This is a genomic window from Actinomadura opuntiae, assembly GCF_030283205.1.
Taxonomy (GTDB): domain Bacteria; phylum Actinomycetota; class Actinomycetes; order Streptosporangiales; family Streptosporangiaceae; genus Spirillospora.
In genome coordinates, this window is sequence record NZ_JASNWF010000003.1 from 531249 (window position 1) to 547346 (window position 16098).

General features: G+C 72.7%; 17 protein-coding genes. 7 read left to right on the top strand and 10 right to left on the bottom strand.

The window, feature by feature from the left end; translation table 11 throughout:
- Nucleotides 1–10 precede the first annotated feature (10 nt).
- From QP089_RS08805 to QP089_RS08815, 3 genes are all read right to left on the bottom strand, one after another.
- Nucleotides 11–463 (bottom strand): hypothetical protein, encoded by a 453-nt coding sequence (locus QP089_RS08805; protein ID WP_285910891.1) that lies wholly within the window; start codon nucleotides 461–463, stop codon nucleotides 11–13.
- Between the two features lie 75 nt (nucleotides 464–538).
- Nucleotides 539–1111, bottom strand: coding sequence for a hemerythrin domain-containing protein (locus QP089_RS08810; protein ID WP_285910892.1), 573 nt, complete (start codon nucleotides 1109–1111; stop codon nucleotides 539–541).
- Between the two features lie 22 nt (nucleotides 1112–1133).
- Nucleotides 1134–2339 carry a hypothetical protein gene (locus QP089_RS08815; RefSeq protein ID WP_285910893.1) on the bottom strand — a complete coding sequence of 402 codons (1206 nt, stop codon included), beginning with the start codon at nucleotides 2337–2339 and terminating at the stop codon, nucleotides 1134–1136.
- Between the two features lie 290 nt (nucleotides 2340–2629).
- Here QP089_RS08815 and QP089_RS08820 point away from each other — a divergent pair, with 290 nt between their 5' ends.
- Together QP089_RS08820 and QP089_RS08825 are read left to right on the top strand one after the other, a co-directional pair.
- Nucleotides 2630–3322, top strand: coding sequence for a HemK2/MTQ2 family protein methyltransferase (locus QP089_RS08820; RefSeq protein ID WP_285910894.1), 693 nt, complete (start codon nucleotides 2630–2632; stop codon nucleotides 3320–3322).
- Between the two features lie 37 nt (nucleotides 3323–3359).
- Nucleotides 3360–3644 carry a CDGSH iron-sulfur domain-containing protein gene (locus QP089_RS08825; protein ID WP_353070559.1) on the top strand — a complete coding sequence of 95 codons (285 nt, stop codon included), beginning with the start codon at nucleotides 3360–3362 and terminating at the stop codon, nucleotides 3642–3644.
- A 10-nt stretch (nucleotides 3645–3654) separates the two neighbouring features.
- On the opposite strand, the gene QP089_RS08830 is transcribed toward QP089_RS08825, so the two are convergent.
- A complete protein-coding gene (locus QP089_RS08830) occupies nucleotides 3655–4668 on the bottom strand; it encodes an iron-containing redox enzyme family protein (protein ID WP_285910895.1) in 1014 nt (337 codons plus the stop codon).
- Nucleotides 4669–4745: 77 nt separating this feature from the next.
- Entirely contained in the window at nucleotides 4746–6206 is a 1461-nt protein-coding gene (locus QP089_RS08835) for an MFS transporter (RefSeq protein ID WP_285910896.1), read from the bottom strand.
- Between the two features lie 138 nt (nucleotides 6207–6344).
- On the opposite strand from QP089_RS08835, the gene QP089_RS08840 reads away from it, so the two are divergent.
- Nucleotides 6345–6800, top strand: a complete 456-nt coding sequence (locus QP089_RS08840) for a MarR family winged helix-turn-helix transcriptional regulator (RefSeq protein WP_285910897.1) — start codon at nucleotides 6345–6347, stop codon at nucleotides 6798–6800.
- 51 nt (nucleotides 6801–6851) lie between these two features.
- Here QP089_RS08840 and QP089_RS08845 read toward each other — a convergent pair whose 3' ends face one another.
- The 3 genes from QP089_RS08845 to QP089_RS08855 form a co-directional block, all read right to left on the bottom strand.
- The gene (locus QP089_RS08845) at nucleotides 6852–7514 is read right to left on the bottom strand and encodes a PaaI family thioesterase (RefSeq protein ID WP_285910898.1); all 663 of its coding nucleotides are present in this window, start codon (nucleotides 7512–7514) and stop codon (nucleotides 6852–6854) included.
- 90 nt (nucleotides 7515–7604) lie between these two features.
- On the bottom strand, nucleotides 7605–8360 hold the full coding sequence (locus QP089_RS08850) for a GntR family transcriptional regulator (protein ID WP_285910900.1): 756 nt from the start codon (nucleotides 8358–8360) through the stop codon (nucleotides 7605–7607).
- A gap of 162 nt (nucleotides 8361–8522) precedes the next feature.
- Nucleotides 8523–10232, bottom strand: coding sequence for a class I adenylate-forming enzyme family protein (locus tag QP089_RS08855; RefSeq protein WP_285910901.1), 1710 nt, complete (start codon nucleotides 10230–10232; stop codon nucleotides 8523–8525).
- Nucleotides 10233–10389: 157 nt separating this feature from the next.
- On the opposite strand from QP089_RS08855, the gene QP089_RS08860 reads away from it, so the two are divergent.
- The 3 genes from QP089_RS08860 to QP089_RS08870 are packed head-to-tail and all read left to right on the top strand — an operon-like array spanning nucleotide 10390 to nucleotide 13710.
- Complete coding sequence (locus tag QP089_RS08860; protein WP_285910903.1) at nucleotides 10390–11580, top strand: cytochrome P450; 1191 nt, start codon at nucleotides 10390–10392, stop codon at nucleotides 11578–11580.
- 1 nt (nucleotide 11581) lies between these two features.
- Nucleotides 11582–12670, top strand: coding sequence for a TIGR03857 family LLM class F420-dependent oxidoreductase (locus QP089_RS08865; RefSeq protein WP_285910904.1), 1089 nt, complete (start codon nucleotides 11582–11584; stop codon nucleotides 12668–12670).
- A 5-nt stretch (nucleotides 12671–12675) separates the two neighbouring features.
- Complete coding sequence (locus tag QP089_RS08870) at nucleotides 12676–13710, top strand: phosphotransferase family protein (protein WP_285910905.1); 1035 nt, start codon at nucleotides 12676–12678, stop codon at nucleotides 13708–13710.
- Between the two features lie 40 nt (nucleotides 13711–13750).
- On the opposite strand, the gene QP089_RS08875 is transcribed toward QP089_RS08870, so the two are convergent.
- Both QP089_RS08875 and QP089_RS08880 read right to left on the bottom strand, forming a co-directional pair.
- Complete coding sequence (locus QP089_RS08875) at nucleotides 13751–14236, bottom strand: nitroreductase family deazaflavin-dependent oxidoreductase (RefSeq protein WP_285910906.1); 486 nt, start codon at nucleotides 14234–14236, stop codon at nucleotides 13751–13753.
- A gap of 2 nt (nucleotides 14237–14238) precedes the next feature.
- Nucleotides 14239–15081 (bottom strand): SDR family NAD(P)-dependent oxidoreductase, encoded by an 843-nt coding sequence (locus tag QP089_RS08880; RefSeq protein WP_285910907.1) that lies wholly within the window; start codon nucleotides 15079–15081, stop codon nucleotides 14239–14241.
- A 101-nt stretch (nucleotides 15082–15182) separates the two neighbouring features.
- On the opposite strand from QP089_RS08880, the gene QP089_RS08885 reads away from it, so the two are divergent.
- Nucleotides 15183–15944 carry an SDR family NAD(P)-dependent oxidoreductase gene (locus tag QP089_RS08885; protein ID WP_285910908.1) on the top strand — a complete coding sequence of 254 codons (762 nt, stop codon included), beginning with the start codon at nucleotides 15183–15185 and terminating at the stop codon, nucleotides 15942–15944.
- The last annotated feature ends 154 nt before the right edge of the window (nucleotides 15945–16098 follow it).

Here is a 16098-nt window from a genome sequence, read left to right on the forward strand (position 1 = left end):
TCCCCCGCCCTCACAAGCGTCCCTCGCCGCCGGCGCGCCGGGTGACCAGGCCCATCAGCCTCCCGCCCACCGTGGGCCGGGTGGTCGGCGGCGCGTCCGGCCGCATGACCTCGCCGGTCTCGGCGAGCGACTTGGCCTCCCGCAGCGCCTGCCGCACCTGCTGGCGGGGGTCGGTGCCGGTCAGCCGCGCCAGCGTCCCGCCGCCGTCCGCCTCGCGCAGCCGCGCGGCCAGCTCGGTGCCCTTGCCGCCGGGCGCCTCGGCCGTCCGGACCTCGATGTGGTCGCCGAGCCGGGCCAGCGGGGCGGGCAGCCCGCGGCCGAACTCCCCGGGCGGGCGGTTGACGGTGACGGTCAGCCAGCGGCCGGGCCCCTCCTCACCCGAGGCGGCGCCGGACCGCAGGCGGCGCACGACGCCCGCGACGGCGCCGGCCGCGACCATGGCCACCACGATGGCGCGCTTCATCTTCCCCTCCAAGCACAGGTCGCCGGCGCCGGCGCCCGGGCCGGGCTCGCGCGCCGGGCCCGGGCGCCGCGCCGGTCAGCCCTTGTCGCGGGCGTCGCGGATCATGTCGCGGACGCGGTCCACGACCGCGACCATCGGGCCGGCGAGCATGTTCTTGGTCGCCGACTCCACCCCCGGGTGCGGATGGGTGGGCGCGGTCGCCTCCGCCGCGCGGACGGCGGCGGCGAACCCCTTGAGCTGCGTCGGGCTGAACTGGTCGCGGAGCCGGTCGAACTCGTAGCGCTCCTCGGCCCTGGCGTGGGTGAGCACGTCCAGCCGGAGCTTGTCGATCGACTTCAGGAACCGCGGGTCGTCGGTGTCCATGCCGTCCAGCTCCGAGAGCAGCTCCTTGGCCTCGCGCTCCTCGGCCAGCCGGTCGTCGACGATCCCCTCGCCGCCGGGCAGCCGCCGGGCGGCCGGGTGGACGATCTCCTCCTCGGCCGTCTCGTGCACCGCCAGCAGCCGCACGAGCGCCCGGAAGGCCTCCTTGCGCTCCCGCCCCTCGGAGTGGATCACCTCGTCGAACAGGTCGCGGATCCGCCCGTGCTGTGCCCGCAGCAGATCGATGACATCGCCGGTGGACTCCACCCGCGTGGTTGTGGCGCTCACAGCCGTCCTCTCCTTCTGGTCGTCACCGGGCGGGCTTGTCGCGCAGCCGCTCGACGGGATGGGGGCCTTCGGTGGCCAGGCGGTACTCGTCGCCGAACTTGGCGCGGTGCTCGTCGATCACGCGCTCCTGCGCGCCGGGCTCGGCGTTGATCCTCTCCTGCATCCGCTCGAACCGCTCGTGCATCTCCTGCACGTAGCCGGTGCCCAGCGTGGTGAAGTCGATCTGGGTGCCGAGCAGCTCGCGCACCAGCTGCTTGTTCGGCTCGAAGGTGACCGGCTCGGGCAGCGCGGGCGCCAGGATGCTCTCCGGGTCGCGGCCGTCGTGGCGGCGCATCAGGTCGCAGGCGATCCGCAGGTGCTCCAGCTCCATGTTCAGGTGCAGCTCCCAGATGCCCTTGACGCGCGGGTCGGTCTCGGTCTGCATGAACGAGTAGTACAGGTAGCACTCGTTGTACTCGTGGTTGACGAGCCGCTCCCACCACGTCTCGCCCGGGTCGACCAGCGACTCGTAGTGGGTGACGTGCTCCTCCTCCACCAGTCCGATCTCCTGGTAGAGCTGCCGCGCGATGGGCTCCATGTACATGGGGCCGACGTTCATGTAGAAGTTCATCGTCTGCTGCTCGGCCGACATGATCGTCAGCGCGTGCAGCTTGGACAGCGGCGCCGCGGCGGTCTTGTCATAGGGCTCGCGGACGTTGTCGACGGGGTCGCGGTGCTGCAGGTGGCCGGGGCGTCCCGGCATCACCTCGGTGAGCTGGTCGACGATCTTCTCGGCCTTGCGGTGCTCGATCATCTCGTACAGGTTGGCGTACCGGTACAGGTGGTCGAAGTCCTCCAGCAGCCCGAACTCGTAGGCCTGCCTGAGGTAGGGGTCGGGCTCCTGCCGGGCGACCCAGCCGGTCAGGTCGACCGCGACCTGCTCGTAGCTGATCGTGGTCTCCAGGATCGAGGCGGGACCGGGCAGCAGCCAGTTGACGACCTTCTGCTGCTGGGCCTCGATGTAGCGGACCCGGGCCAGCTGCTGCTTGACCTCCAGGTCCGGGCAGACGCGGGCGAAGTGGTGGCTGAACATGATCGCCTCCACCTCGATGCCGTTCATCGCGATGATGCGGCACTTGGTGTAGGGATCGGACTCGTCGGGATCGACGGGTGCGACGTCCAGCTGCGCCCAGTTGCGCAACTGGTCGTCCAGCGGGATTCCGCGGTGTTCGAGCGGGTTGAACGCCATGGGGACGACCTTCCTAGTCCGTGGCCGGTGGGAGCACGGGGTTCCGGGGCGGCGTTGGACGCGCCCCTGCCCGTAGCCGACCAGCGAAAACATCCCGTCGGCCTCACCGGCCTCCGTTACCCGCCCAAGGCCTGTTCAGACGCCCCGCCGATTTCCCGGACGGCGGTCGCACCCCGCACGCCGGCCGACAGGGCCCGGCATTCCGCCACAAAGCAGACATGAGACATGCGCCTCATAAAGGTGATCTTTCACCAGGTTTCCGGCTGTTCTTCTGCGGCATAGAGAGCAGCATGGTGCTGTTGAGGCCGCCGGGTGTGTACCGGCCGCAGGGGGACACCCGTCTACTGGCCGACGTGCTGCGCGGCCTTCCCGGGACGCCCGGCGCCCGCGTGCTGGAGCTCGGCACGGGGACCGGCGCGGTGGCGATGGCCGCCGCGCGCGCCGGTGCCGCGCATGTCGTCGCGGTGGACGTGTCGGCGCGCGCCGTGCTGGCCGCGCGCCTGAACGCCCGGTTGCGGGGACTGCGGGTGCGGGCGGTGCGGGGCGATCTGTTCGGGCCGGTCGCGGGCGAGCGGTTCGATCTGATCATCGCCAACCCGCCGTACGTGTGCGGGACGACGGACCCGGCGCAGGCGCGCGGCCGGGCCCGCGCGTGGGAGGCCGGTCCGGACGGCCGGGCCCTGCTGAACCGGATCTGCACCGAGGCCCCCGACCACCTGGCCCCGGGCGGGACGCTGCTGGTGCTGCACTCCGCGCTCAACGGGGTCGCGGCCACCATCGACCTGCTCGAACGCGCGGGGATGCGGGCGTCGGTCGCGGCCCGCCGCGAGGAGCCCTTCGGGCCGGTGATGCTCGGCCGGGCCGCCGAACTGGAATCGCGGGGCCTGCTGCACGCCGGGCAGCGGCACGAGGAGCTGGTGGTGATCCGCGCCGATCTCGTGGCCGCGGACGAGCGCCCCGACGACGTCTCGCAGGTCGCGTGAGATGCCGCGGATCCAGCACGGAAGACGGTGAACGACGATGACGCCCGAGCCCGAGGCCGCCGGACGGCCGCGCACGCAGCGCTCCGGTGAGCGGGACGCGCGGCGGGTGCGGCTGGTGCCCGGCGGCCCGATGATGGTCGAGGGCCCGGTCGAGGTCGTCCTGGACGACGGCACCACGGTGACGTGCGACCGCTTCCAGGTCGCCCTGTGCACCTGCCGACGGAGCCACCGCTACCCGTTCTGCGACACCAGCCACCGCGCCCGGCGTCGTCCGGGCGCGAAGCCGCGCCCAGACGACGGGTCGGAGGCCGCCGCCTCCTAGAGGCCGCCCGCTAGAGGCGCTCCTTGAGGGACGACCGGCCCGACTGCCAGCGCTCCAGGACGAACGTCCCGAACCGGTCCTCCAGCAGCTCGGTGGCCCGCACTCCGAAGACCACGTCGGCGGCCAGTTCGGGCTCGCGGTTGAGGAGGTCGCCGATGACCTCGTGCCGCAGCACCTGCTCGTGGACGGCGTCGGCCTCGATGTGCTCGGTGTAGAACAGCAGCGCGGCCGGGCCCGCCTCCAGCCGTTCCAGGGCGGCGGCCAGCCGCCGGGCGCTGGGCGCGGTGGTGATCTCGGCGGCGGCGAAGTGCCCGACCATCGCCCCGCGCAGGCCGCGGTGCAGCCCGAACAGCGACATCATGTTCACCGTCGCCAGCATCTCGGCGGGCACGAGGTCCAGGTAGGCGCCGTACGACGCATCCAGGCCGACGTCCTCCAGCAGGTCCGCGTACAGCTGGGCGTGGACGCGGTCGCCGCGCCCGCCGCCGAACTCGTCGAACTCCACCGCGACCAGGGCCGCCTTGGCGTGGCCGCGCAGCCGCGGGATCACCCAGGCGTGCGGGTCGGCCTCCTTGAGGTGGTAGATCGAGCGGTGCGCCAGGTACTCGCGCATCTGCCACCATTCGCCCTCGTCGCGCAGGTGGTGGGAGACGCCCTGCCCGTCGACGGGCTCCACCAGCAGCTCGTCCAGGACGCCGGTCACGTCGTCGCCGGGGACGGTCTCGGCACGGAGCGCGTCCAGGAAGGCGCGCTCCATCGCGCCGCGAAGGCGCAGCAGATCCGGGTCCCACTCCCAGTCGGCGTCGACCCCTTCGAATCCGCGGTAGTGCAGCTCGTAGCAGGAGTAGAGCGCGAGCTGCAGGTCCTCCCCGAACGGGTCGGCGCCGGACACGGCGTCCGGCGCCACCTGGACGCCGCTGCCGGGTGGACGGGGCAGCACCGCCGCCACCGCCTCCGACAACGCCCCGCGGGGCGCCGGAAGCGGCGGCGCCGTCTCGCGAACAACACTTCCCACCAGAGTCACAAATGCCCCCTTCAGCCATGCTTTCAGGGCGTTTGTCTACCCGCCGCATCGCCGTCCAAGCGCCGGGTCGCGCCCGGTCAGGCCACCGGTTCGGTGGACGGCTCGGCGTGCGCGGCCTCCCGCGCGGCGGCGGCCGCGCGGCGGCCCGGGATCGTCATCGCGATCAGCGCGGCGAGGACCGCGACGCCGCAGCCGATCGCCAGGCCGGTGCGGAAGCCGTTCTCCGAGGGCAGCGCGTGCCCGCCGAGGCTCACCGTCATCTGCGACAGCACGGCCCCGACCACGGCGGCGGAGACCGACGTGCCGATCGAGCGCATCAGCGTGTTGAAGCTGTTGGCCGAGCCGGTGTCCGACTGCGGCACCGCGCTCATGATCAGTGCGGGCATGGCGCCGTAGGCCAGACCGACGCCGGCGCCGCAGATCGCGGTGAAGACCATCAGCCCCCAGGCGTGCCCGAGCAGCAGCTGGGAGGACCCGTAGCCGACCGCGACGACCAGGGCGCCGCAGATCAGCGTGACCTTCGGGCCGCGGGCGGCCGACAGCCGCGCGCCGAGCGGCGACACCGCCATCATCAGCAGGCCCGAGGGGACCATCCACAGCCCGGCGGCCACCATCGACTGGCCGAGGCCGTAGCCGGTCTGCTCGGGAAGCTGAAGCAGCTGCGGGGCGATCAGCGACTGGGCGTACATCGAGAACCCGACGACGACCGACGCGGCGTTGGTGAGCAGCACCTGCGGGCGCGCGGTGACGCGCAGGTCGACCAGCGGGTCGCGGGTGCGCAGCTCCCACAAGCCCCAGGCAAACAGGACGACGACGGCCACGGCGAACAGGCCGACGGTGGTGGCGCTCCCCCAGCCCCAGTCGGCGCCCTTGGAGACGGCGAGCAGCAGGCAGACCAGCCCGGCGCCGAGCCCGACCGCGCCGGGCACGTCGAAGCGGCCCTTGGCCTGGGCGGGCGTGGCGGGCACCAGCAGCCAGATCAGCACGGCGACCAGGACGCTCAGCGCGGCCGAGCCCCAGAACAGCACGCGCCAGTTGGTGTTCTCGGCGACCGCGGCGGCGATCGGCAGCCCGAAGGCGCCGCCGATGCCCATCGAGGAGCTCATCAGCGCGATGGACGAGCCGAGCCGCTCGGGCGGCAGCAGGTCGCGCAGCGCGCTGATGCCGAGCGGGATCATGCCCATGCCGAGGCCCTGCAGGCCGCGTCCGATGATCATCGGCCAGAGCGAGCCCGACAGCGCGCACACCACCGATCCGGCGATGAGCGGCACCATGCACGCCAGCATCAGCCGGCGCTTGCCGTACAGGTCGCCGAGCCGGCCGATCATCGGCATCGCGACGGCGGACGCCAGCAGCGTGCCGGTGATCACCCAGGTCGCGTTGGACGCCGTGGTGTCCAGCAGCCGCGGCAGGTCGGCGATCAGCGGGACCACCAGCGTCTGCATGAACGCGGCGACGATGCCCGCCACGGCCAGCACCGCGACGATGCCGTTCGGGCGCACGGCGGGCCCGGAGTTGTCCACGTCGGTCTCCCTCACTGCTTGTCCGTATCGCATGTGCACCATACATATGATGTGCTCGATACACAACGTGTGTAGGTCGCACATGGGCTGTGATAGGAGGGAGGAGGACGCACAGGGACGCGGGTTCCCGGGCGCACGGATCGGGAGGGAACCATGGACAAGCCCACGCACCTGGTCGAGTACGAGACCATGCTGCTCGGACGGCACAGCCTGGAGTTCGCCGGCGGTTCCGCGCGCGCGGCCGGGCACCTGGAGCGCAGCGCCTACATCCTGCTCAGCCGGATCCGCATCGAGGGGCCCATGTCGATCCGGCAGCTCAGCGAGGCGTTCGGCCTGGACCAGTCCACCCTCAACCGGCAGACCTCGGCCATGGTGCGCTCCGGGCTCGCCGAGCGGATCCCCGACCCCGGCGGCGGCATTGCCCGCAAGTTCCGCATCACCGCCGAGGGCGAGCGCCGGCTCGACCAGGAGCGCCACCAGATCGTCGAGAGCCTGGACAGGATCATGGCCGACTGGGGGCCGGAGGACGTGCGCACCTTCGCCGACTGCCTCAAGCGGTTCAACACCGACATCGAGCGGCTGAGCGGACGCCCCTGGCCGCGCCCCTGAACGCGCCCCCGGACACCGGCGGGGACCGGACACCGGCGGGGGCCCGGCCGCTCACTCCATCTGGGCAGCCATCCGGGCGATGTCGGCGTGGTCCAGCTGGACGAAGTCGCCCGTCGCCTCGACCGTCACCCGGCCGCGCTGCACGAGCCGGCCGACCGTGCGCACCCGCTTGCCCTCCTGGGACTCGACCTCGCCCTCGAACAGGCACGGCTCGCCGAGCAGGGTCGGGCGCCGGTAGGCGATCTCCAGCCGGGCCGTCGGGCCCGCCACCCCGGCGATGAAGTTCGCCGACGCGCACAGGATGTCGAACGCGCCCGCGATCACGGCGCCGTGCACGCAGCCGGGCGGCCCCTCGTAGGGGCGGGTGAACGTGCCGTGCAGCAGCGCCTTCGGAGGCTCGAACGTCAACCGCAGCGGAAGCGCCAGCGGGTTGTGCCGGCCCATGACGACGTCGTACGCCATGCGCCCGGTGAAGTCGGGGGCGCTGCCGGCCGGGAGTTGCAGGATCGTCTTGGGCAGCGGCGGGTCCGGCACGTGCCGTTCCAGCGCGTCCGCGACCGCCTCCAGCTCGCGCGCCGCCGCCAGCGTCTCCTCCGGGGGCGCCGTGGTGGCGGTGGCGACCGCGATGAGGCGCCGGACGGCGTCCGTCAGCGCCTCCGACTCGCGTTCGCGGCCCGCCAGCGCGGGATGCGGGGATTCGGACGTGTCCGTCACGGGGACCTCCACCATCGTTGATCGTGCCGCCGGGCCGGCGGGCCGCGCCGCGAAGGCGCCCCGCCGCGTGGGGAACGCGGACGGGCGTCGCTATGGGAGGGGCTCGTCCTCCGCGTCCGGCCGCTCGAACATGCCGCGGCCGCGGAACAGCTCGGCGACCAGGTCGCCCTGGGCGCGCAGCATCCCGGCGTACTCGCGCTCCGCCGCCCGCGCGTCCGGCTCCTCGACGGCGCGGACGACCGCGGCGGTGCCGCGCTTCTCCACGTCCTGCGCGCCGGGCACCAGCTCGAAGAAGTTGCCGGGGACGATCCCGGTCATCTGCTTCAGCATGCTGCGCAGCCGGGGCGACTGGGCGGCGTCCACGACGGTGCGGTGGAAGCGGGCCGACAGGTCCTGCAGCGTCTCGGGATCGGCGGTCTCGGCGATCTCCTTCTGCAGCGGCGCCAGCGCGGGGCCGAGCTCGGCGCCCCGCCGCTCCACCGCGCGCCGGACCGCGAAGCCGTAGAACAGGCCGTACAGCTCGTAGTGGTCGTGCACGGACGACTCGTCGAGCGCGTTCACGAAGGCGCCGCGGTGGGCGACGATCGTGATCCAGCCCTCCCGCTCCAGCGCGATCAGCGCCTCGCGGACGGGGATCCGCGACAGCCCGAGCGTGCGGGCCACCGCGTCCTGCGGGACCCGCTGCCCCTGCCGCAGCACGCCGTCGAAGATGAGCCGGCGCAGGTAGAGCCGGACCTGCTCGCCGCTGGTCAGCCGGGACAGGTGCTGCTCGGGCAGCAGGCCGGCCCGGCCCGTGACGCCGGCGCCCTGCGGCCCGGGTTCCTGGCTCCGCGGGATCTCACTCACCCCTAGGCTCGGTGGGCGGCCCGACACCGCCCGGCACGCAACGCAAAGCTGGCAGCGCGCGGTGCCCGCGTCCGGTGGCGCGCGGGCGGCCCGCCGTGCCCGCCGGGACGGCGCACTCCGCGTCCGGCGCGAAGAATATATTGTAGCCCGTATCCATTCGGCTCATCCGGCGGCCGGCTCTTCCAGGAGCCGCTTGATGACCTTGCCTGTCTCGTTGTAGGGCAGCGCGTCGCGGAACTCCACGTGCGCGGGCACCTTGAAGGGGGCCAGTGCCGCGGCCACCCAGTCCCGCACCGCCCGCTCGGTGAGGCGCGCGCCCTCGCGCGGCACCACGACCGCCTTGACCTCCTGGACGAGGACGGTGTGCGGGACGCCGATGACGCAGGCGTCGGCGATGTCCGGGTGCTCCACGAGCCGGTACTCGATCTCGATCGGGTAGACGTTCTCGCCGCCCCGGATGATGAGGTCGCGCATGCGGCTCTCCAGGTACAGCACGCCGTCCACGATCCGGCCGAAGTCGCTCGACCGGTACCAGCGGTCCGGCGTGAGCGCCTCCGCCGTCGCCTTCTCGTCGCCCCAGTAGCCGAGAAACACGCCCGCGCCGCTGATGTGGACGCGTCCGACCTCCCCTTCGGGCAGCGGGTTCCCGTCCTCGTCGCGGACCTGCACGCGGATGGTGGGCGCGGCGGCGCCGACGGATGCGGGGTGCCCGTCCATCTCGCGGCCGTTGAGGAAGGTGCCGGTCCCGGTCGTCTCGGTCATCCCGTAGCCGTTGGTGATGCCGACGCCGGGCATCTTCTCCTCGAACAGCCGCAGCAGTTCCGGGGCGAAGGTGGCGCCGCCGCTGCCGATCGTGGTGACCCGCGAGGTGTCGTACTCGGCGAACCGCGGATGGGTCAGCATCCGCCAGAAATGGGTGGGGACGCCGGTCCACTGCGTCAGCCCGTGGTCGTGCGTCAGCTTCAGTGCCGCTTCCTCGTCCCAGCGTCCCGGCGGCGGCAGGACGAGCTTGATCCCGTACATCGGGGCGTTCGCCAGCGCGAAGCAGACGCCCGAGACGTGGAACAGCGGGTTGGCGAACACCGAGGCGCGCTGCACGCCGTCCGGGACCTGGCGCCGGCCCGGCGGCCCGGTTAGCGTCTCGACGGCGCCGCCGAGCCCGCCGAACAGCCCGAAGTGGACGAAGTTGCGGTGCGACACGGTGGCGCCCTTCGGGCGTCCCGTCGTCCCGCTGGTAAACATGATCGCCGCAGGATCGTCCTCGAGGATCGCAGCGTCCGGCAGCGCGTCGGGAGGGTCGGGGAGGGACGTCGCGGCGGCGTGCAACTCCTCCAGGGAGACGAGCGGGACGCCGCCGGCCGCCGCCGCGGTCCCGCCGAGGCGCGCCAGCGGGCCGCCCGAGCCGACCAGCACGGACGGCCCGGTCAGGACGATGCCGTGGTCGAGCTCGCCCGGCGTCCACCAGCCGTTCAGCCCGACCATGATCGCTCCGAGGGAGAGCGTCCCCCACCACAGCAGGACGTGCTCCAGCCCGTTCGCCGCCGCGACCGCCACCCGGTCGCCCTTCCCGACGCCGTACCGGGTGGAAAGGACGCGGGCGTACGCGGCGGCGAGGCGGTGCGCCTCGGCGAACGTCACGGCACGGGCCGAGGCGTCGGCGAAGGCCAGGTAGGTGAGGTCGGGGGTGTTCGCGGCCGCGCCGGCGAGCAGGGCGGGGACGTGCGGGGCGCGCTGCGCGAACACCTCGGCCGGTGCGCCGAGCACGTCCTCGACGCGGCGCTCGAACATCGCACCGGGACCGCACAGCAGCTCGCGCATTCCGTCGTCGAGCAGCTCGTCGCCGTGCCACGCCAGGGTGAGGGGGGTGGGCATGGATCACATCCCGTCGTGCCGCGAGGGTCGGCTCACCCCTTGTATATAACATCAAGTCTACGAAAATATGAGACGGCAGTCTCATTCGATCCCTCGGGTGCGGGCCGCGCGCCGAGCCGGCCCGTCCAGCCTCCCGCGCACTGGTGGAGATAGCACGATGAACGAGTCGATCAACCTGGTCAGCGGCGAGTTCTGGGGCCGCGACCCGCACGAGGAACTGCGCTGGATCCGCGAGAACGACCCCGTCTACCGCGACGCGAACGGCGGCGTGTGGGGCATCTCCAAGCACGCCGACGTCAAGGCGGTGTCCCGCGACCCCGAGGCGTTCTCCAGCGCGCACGGGATCCGGCCGGACAACGCGGCGATGCCGATGATGATCGACATGGACGACCCCGAGCATAAGCTGCGCCGCAAGCTGGTCAGCGCCGGCTTCACCCCGCGCCGGGTCGCCGAGCAGGAGGACTACCTGCGGCGGATCTGCGACGAGATCATCGACGCGGTGTGCGAGCGGGGCGAGTGCGACTTCGTCCACGACATCGCCGCCCAGCTGCCGCTCATCGTGATCGGGGACGCGCTCGGCTTCGCGCCGCAGGACCGCGAGACCCTGCTGGCCTGGTCGGACGACATGCTGCGGGCGCTGACCGGCGGCGACGACCCGGAGCTGATGGTCAAGGCCGCGGACGCCTTCACCGGGTTCAACGAGTACGCCACCCGGGCCGTCGAGCGGCGCCGCGCCGAACCGCGCGACGACCTGCTGAGCATCCTCGTGCACGCCGAGATCGACGGCGACCACCTCGACCACGACTCGCTGCTCCAGGAGTCGCTGCTGATCCTGATCGGCGGCGACGAGACGACCCGGCACGTCATCTCCGGCGGCATGTACCAGCTGTGCCTGCACCCCGACCAGCGGCAGAAGCTGATCGACGACCCCGGGAAGATCCCGACGGCGGTCGAGGAGATGCTGCGCTGGGTCTCCCCCATCAAGAACATGAACCGGACCGCGACCCGCGACGTCGAGGTGCGCGGGCGGACGATCCGCGAGGGCGACAAGGTCCTGCTGCTCTACCCGTCGGCCAACCGGGACGAGGAGGTGTTCGAGGACCCGTTCCGGTTCGACGTCGAGCGCGCCCCGAACGACCACATCGCGTTCGGCAACGGCCCGCACTTCTGCCTCGGCAACAGCCTCGCCCGGCTGGAGCTGAAGGTTATGTTCGAGCGGCTGATGGCCCGGCTGCCCGACATCGAGCCGATCGACGACGCCGAGCCCTCCCACCGGTCGGCCAACTTCGTCTCCGGCTACGAGTCGCTCAAGGTGCGGTTCACCCCGTCCGCGCGGCTGGGCGCCTGACGTGCCGGCCGCGGGCGACCTGCCGGAACTCGGCTTCTACGGGCTGGCCGGGCACGCGTCCTCGCCCCGCGACCTGCTCGGCCAGGTGCGCGACGGCGAGCGGCTCGGCCTCGGCTCGGTGTTCCTGTCCGAGCGCTTCGCCACCAAGGACGCCGCCACCCTGTCGGGCGCGGCGGGCGCGGCGAGCGAGCGCCTCGGCATCGCCACCGCCGCCACCAACCACAACACGCGCCACCCGCTCGTCACCGCCACGTTCGCCGCGACGATGCACCGGCTCACCGGCGGGCGCTTCGCGCTCGGCCTCGGCCGCGGGTTCGACATGCTCTTCGACGTGATGGGCCTACCGCGCGTCACGTCCGCGCAGCTGGAGGACTTCATCGGGATCATGCGGCGGCTGTGGCGCGGCGAGGCGGTGATCGACCACCACGGGCCCGCCGGCGACTTCCCGTACCTGAACCAGGACGCCTCGTTCGACGAGGACATCCCGGTCCTGCTCACCGCGATGGGCGAGAAGACCCTGGAGTTCGCCGGGGCGGTCGCGGACGGCGTCGTCCTGCACACCTTCTTCACCGACGAGACGCTGAGCCGATCGGTGCGGGCGGTGCGGCGGGGCGCCGAGCGCGCCGGGCGCGACCCGGCGGGCGTCCGGGTCTGGGCGGTCCTCGCCACGGTCGGCGATCACCTGGACGAGGAGCAGCGGCTGCGCAAGCTCGTCGGCCGGTTCGCCACGTACCTGCAGGGCTACGGCGACCTGCTGGTGCGCGTCAACGGCTGGGACCCGGCGCCGCTCGCCCGCTTCCGCGCGGACGACCTCGTCAGTGGTTTCCCCGGCGCGTTCGACGCGATCGGAACGGTGGAGCAGCTCGAACACGTCGCGATGCTGATCCCGGACGAGTGGCTGGCCGCGTCGGCGACCGGGAGCGCGGCGGCGTGCGCGCGGCGCGTCCTCGACCAGTTCGACGCGGGCGCCGACGGGGTGATCCTGCACGGCGTCACACCGGCCGAGGTCGAGCCGGTCGTCACCGCGTACCGGGAGGCCAGGCCCGCGGGCTTCGCGAGCGGCGCCCAGCGCAACCCCGGTCGGAGCTGAGCCCCGTGCCCGTCATCGACGGCCCGTCGGGGCTCACTCCGGCCGCGCTCAGCGAGATCTTCGAGGCGCCCGTGACCGCCGTGCACTGGGAGAAGGTGGGGTCCGGGCAGATCGGCGCGTGCTACCGCCTCCGGCTGGAGGGCGCCGAGGGCGTGCCGCGCCGCCTGGTCGCGAAGCTGGCCGCCGAGGACGAAGCGTCCCGCGCGTTCCTCGGCCCTGCGTACCGGGCCGAGGTGTCCTTCTACCGGGACATCGCCCCGACGGTGGCGGTCCGGACGCCTCGCTGCCACTACAGCGCCCTGTCCGACGACAACACGACGTTCGTCCTGCTGCTCGAAGACCTGCACCCGGCGACGCAGGGCGACCAGATCGCCGGTTGCACGCCGGAGCAGGCGGCCGACGCGGTCACGAACCTGGCGGGCCTGCACGGACCCCGCTGGTGCGACCCGACACTGCTGGACCTGCCGTGGCTGAGCGCGGTCGGCGAGGACGACGCGGTCACGCTGGGCGAGGTGTACGCGCCCGCCGTCGAGACGTTCGTCGACCGCTTCGCCGGCGAACTCGGCGACCGGGACGTCCGGACGCTCCGCGAGACCGCCGACGCGATCGCCGCATGGGTGACGGCCCGTCCGGAACGCTTCGGCCTCGTCCACGGCGACTACCGGCTGGACAACCTCATCTTCCCGCCCGCCCCCGAACGCGGCGTGACGGCGGTGGACTGGCAGACGCTCAGCCTCGGGCATCCGCTGCGCGACCTGGCCTTCTTCCTCGGCACCGGCCTGGACCCCGGCGACCGGGCCGCGTACGAGCACTCGCTGGTCGAGACCTACCACGCTGCCGTGACCGGGTATGGAGTGGACGGCTACGGCCTCGGCGAATGCTTCGAGGACTACCGGTTCGCCGCACTCCAGGGCCCACTGATCACCGTCCTGGGGTGCGCGTACGGGACGCGCACCGAACGCGGCGACCGCATGTTCCTGACCATGACGACGCGTTCCTGCGCCGCGATCCGCGACCTCGGCTCGCTCTCCCTGATCTGAGTCACCGGACGCGTCGTCGAAACCGGCCCGGCGCGACGTGTCAGGCCGGCTCGCAGATGACGACGGGGATCTCGCGGTCCGTCCAGGACTGGTACTTGTCGAAGTCGGCGTAGACGGCGACGAGACGGGGCCACAGCGCCGCGCGCTCCTCGGGGTCGGCGGTGCGGGCGCGCATGCGGCGGACGTCCCGCCGCACCTGGACGGTCACCCGCGGATCCGCGCACAGGTTCAGATACCAGAGGGGATGCTTCGGCAGCCCGCCTTGGGAGGCCACGAGGATGACGCGCTCGCCGTCCGGCATGTACAGCAGCGGTTGCGTGCGCGGCCGCCCCGTCTTGCGGCCCTTGGTGGTGAGCAGGCAGATCGGCACGCCCTTGCGGAAGGCGCTGCCGATCCGCCAGGTGCCGCCGATCCGGCCGCCGGTCGCGCGGTAGGCGGCGATGTTGAGCCGCGCCATCACCTTCATGATCTTCGGCACGATCGGCGAGTCCATGCCCTTGGGCGCGGTGCTGCTCGTGGGCGACATCGTCATCCCTTCCCTTCGAAGTCGGGCAGCCGCGGCAGGCGTCCGGCGGCCAGCGCCTCCGCCTGCTCGGCGAGCCCCGGCTCGTACTCGGGGTGGGTGAGGACGAGGAAGCGCCCCTCGCGGACGGCGCTCAGCGTCTCCTCCACCACCCGCTCCACGGGGATGCCGCCGGCGACGGTGGCGGCGATCATCTCCCCCATGAACGCGGAGTCCTCCCCCGGCTCGGTGGCCAGGTCCTCCGGCCGCCCCCGTTCCGACTCGTGGATGCGGGTCCGCACCCCGCCCGGGCACAGCGCCGAGACGCGCAGCGGGGAGTTCTCCAGCGCCAGTTCCTGGGCGAGGCTGAGCGTCGCGGCGAACGCCGCCCACTTGGAGACGGTGTAGGGCGCGGCGCCTGGACCGGCGAACAGGCCCGCGACCGAACAGGTGTTGACGATGTGGCCCTCCCCGCCCTGCTCGATCATCCGGGGCACGAAGGAACGGACACCGTGCAGGATGCCCCACAGGTTCACCCGCAGCGTCCACTCGAAGTCGGCGGCGGGACGCGTCCATGTCCGCCCGCCCATGTAGACGCCCGCGTTGTTGAACAGCAGGCGCACCTCGCCGAGCGAGCCGAACGCGCGGTCGGCGAACGCCAGCACCGAATCCTCGTCGCCGACGTCGGTGACCTGCGTGACGACCGTGGTGCCGGGGCTCACGGCGCGTTCGGTCTCCGCGAGGGCCTCTTCGTCGATGTCGGCGAGCGCCAGGCTCACGCCCTCGCGCGCCAGCCGGACGGCGAGAGCGCGCCCGATGCCGCTGCCCGCGCCGGTGATGGCCGCCGCCTTCCCGCGCAGTTCCCGCACCCGCACCCTCCAGCACCGGCCCGCCCGCCCCTGTCGGCGGGATCGCCAGCACGCTAATCTCAATCCGAACTTGCATCAAGTATCAAGTATCCGGAGGGCCTATGACCGTGCCCGCCCCCTCCCCCACCACCGCCGTCATCGTGACGGGCGCCGCCTCGGGCATCGGGGCCGCCTGCGCCCGCGCCCTGGCGGAGGCCGGCCGCCCGGTCGCCCTCTGGGACCGCGCCGACGCCGCCGGCGTCGCCTCCGCCATCACCGCCGACACCGGGACGGCGACGCTGGCCGTCGGCATCGACGTGACCGACTCGTCCGCCTTCCCCGACGCGATCGAGGGCAGCCGCATCGCGCTCGGGCCGATCGGCGGGCTCGTCCACGCCGCCGGGATCTCCGGGCCCGCCGCGGTCGGCGACCTCGACGAGGCCCGCTGGGACGCGGTCCAGCACGTCAACCTGCGGGCGCACGCCCTGCTGTCCCAGGCGCTGCTGGACGACCTGCGCGCGCAGGAGGGCTCGGCGATCGTCGGGATCGCCTCGATCGAGGCGTTCCTCGGGAGCCTGTTCATCCCGTCGTACTGCGCGTCCAAGGCCGGGATGCTCGGCCTCACCCGTTCGCTGGCGCACCTGCTCGCCGGCGACGGCGTCCGCGTCAACGCCGTCTGCCCCGGGTACATCGACACCCCGATGCTCAGCACGGACGTGCCGGCGGAGATGCGGCCGCTGTTCGAGGCCAAGGCCCCCGTCGGCCGGCTCGGACGTCCCGAGGAGGTGGCCGCGGCGGTCAGGTTCCTCATGAGCGACGAGGCCTCGTTCATCACCGGCACCCATCTGACGGTCGACGGCGGCACCACCGCGGTCGACCGCTGACTCGGCCCACGAAGACGACTCGGCCTGCAAGAGGAGACTTCCCAATGAGGTTGTCAAGCCGCGACCGTGACGGGCGGTGAGTGGTGGTAGCACTCACCGTTGCGGATCATGGCCCACAGCACGTTGACGCGGCGACGGGCCAGCGACAACAGCG

What these genes read in the sequence shown, in the direction of transcription:
- QP089_RS08805 (WP_285910891.1), bottom strand. Translation starts at nt 463, where the DNA reads ATGAAGCGCGCCATCGTGGTGGCCATGGTCGCGGCCGGCGCCGTCGCG.
- QP089_RS08825 (WP_353070559.1), top strand. Translation starts at nt 3,360, where the DNA reads ATGACGCCCGAGCCCGAGGCCGCCGGACGGCCGCGCACGCAGCGCTCC.
- QP089_RS08885 (WP_285910908.1), top strand. Translation starts at nt 15,183, where the DNA reads ATGACCGTGCCCGCCCCCTCCCCCACCACCGCCGTCATCGTGACGGGC.
- QP089_RS08860 (WP_285910903.1), top strand. Translation starts at nt 10,390, where the DNA reads ATGAACGAGTCGATCAACCTGGTCAGCGGCGAGTTCTGGGGCCGCGAC.
- QP089_RS08875 (WP_285910906.1), bottom strand. Translation starts at nt 14,236, where the DNA reads ATGTCGCCCACGAGCAGCACCGCGCCCAAGGGCATGGACTCGCCGATC.
- QP089_RS08855 (WP_285910901.1), bottom strand. Translation starts at nt 10,232, where the DNA reads ATGCCCACCCCCCTCACCCTGGCGTGGCACGGCGACGAGCTGCTCGAC.
- QP089_RS08815 (WP_285910893.1), bottom strand. Translation starts at nt 2,339, where the DNA reads ATGGCGTTCAACCCGCTCGAACACCGCGGAATCCCGCTGGACGACCAG.
- QP089_RS08820 (WP_285910894.1), top strand. Translation starts at nt 2,630, where the DNA reads ATGGTGCTGTTGAGGCCGCCGGGTGTGTACCGGCCGCAGGGGGACACC.
- QP089_RS08840 (WP_285910897.1), top strand. Translation starts at nt 6,345, where the DNA reads ATGGACAAGCCCACGCACCTGGTCGAGTACGAGACCATGCTGCTCGGA.